The sequence below is a fragment of the Bacillus sp. LR--39 genome (assembly GCF_053613335.1).
Genome location: NZ_JBSIOT010000161.1, coordinates 1 through 1,395 on the forward strand (window position 1 = coordinate 1; position 1,395 = coordinate 1,395).

Annotated in this window: 2 protein-coding genes; both read left to right on the plus strand. The window is 50.8% G+C overall.

From position 1 onward, the window contains the following. Positions 1-1,082 (plus strand): FAD-linked oxidase C-terminal domain-containing protein (locus ACWHAR_RS21370; protein WP_452087755.1); only part of this gene is annotated, 1,082 nt, incomplete at its 5' end. After that, positions 1,079-1,395: 4Fe-4S dicluster domain-containing protein (locus ACWHAR_RS21375; protein ID WP_452087756.1), on the plus strand; the 317-nt coding region annotated here is incomplete at its 3' end. The genes ACWHAR_RS21370 and ACWHAR_RS21375, both read left to right, overlap by 4 nt.

Below are 1,395 nucleotides of genomic sequence, written 5' to 3' on the forward strand. Positions count from 1 at the left end.
CCGGTGTGATCACACTTGACTTAATTCACGCCGCTGAAGAAAAAGGATTATTTTATCCGCCCGATCCGAGCTCAATGAAGATCTCGACAATCGGCGGGAATATTAACGAAAACTCAGGCGGCCTCCGCGGCTTGAAATACGGAGTGACCCGCGATTATGTCATGGCGCTGGAAATCGTTCTTGCAAACGGGGACATCATCCGCACCGGCGGCAAGCTGGCCAAAGATGTTGCCGGCTATGATTTGACGCGTCTGTTCGTCGGTTCTGAAGGAACGCTCGGCGTCATCACTGAAGCAACATTAAAACTCATCCCCGCACCCGAAACAAAAAAAACCGTCCTCGCTCTCTATCAAGATATCGACTCTGCAGCACAAACTGTTTCAAATATCATTGCACATAAAATCATTCCGACGACACTCGAATTTCTCGACCAACCTACGATTCAGGTGATCGAAGACTTCGCGAAAATCGGCCTTCCCGTCCATGCCAAAGCGGTTCTCCTGATCGAACAGGACGGCACCGAAGATGCAGTTCGCCGTGATATCGCCGTGATTGAAGAGATTTGCAAAAAAGGAAATGCTGTGTCCGTTCAAACTGCGCAAACAGAAGCTGAAGCGGAAAATCTTCGGGAGGCCCGCCGCACCGCCCTTTCGGCTTTAGCGCGGTTAAAGCCGACGACCATTCTGGAGGATGCTACGGTACCGCGTTCTGAAATTGCTGAAATGGTAAAAGCGATTAATTCGATCGCCGAAAAGCACCAAATATCGATTTGTACATTCGGGCACGCAGGCGACGGCAACCTTCATCCGACCTGTACGACAGATGTCAGAAACAGTGAAGAAATGAAACGGGTCGAACAGGCTTTTGAAGACATCTTTAAAAAAGCGGTTGAACTGGGAGGAACAATTACCGGAGAACATGGGGTCGGCGAAATGAAAGCCCCCTATTTGGAACTGAAGCTGGGCAATGCGGGAATCGCCGCCATGAAGGCGGTAAAACAGGCATTGGATCCAAACAACATCATGAATCCCGGGAAGATATTTGCGAAAGACTCCCGCAAGCGAGTGGTGGTGACAAGATGACGACAGCTGACGAAAGAAAGGTCATTGAACAGCAGTTTAAACAAAGAATGGATGAGGAAGAGCTGCTGAATTGCATGCGCTGCGGCTTCTGTCTGCCGTCATGCCCCACCTACATCGAATCCGGTTTTCAAGAAAGCCATTCTCCGCGCGGACGCATCGCGCTCATGAAAGCGGTCGTCGATGGGACGATCGAGCCTGATGAGGATGTCGAACGGTCACTCGAGCTTTGCCTCGGCTGCCGCGCGTGTGAACCTGTTTGTCCGTCAGGCGTAAACTACGGACGCTTGCTTGAAGAAGCGAGAGATATTATTCA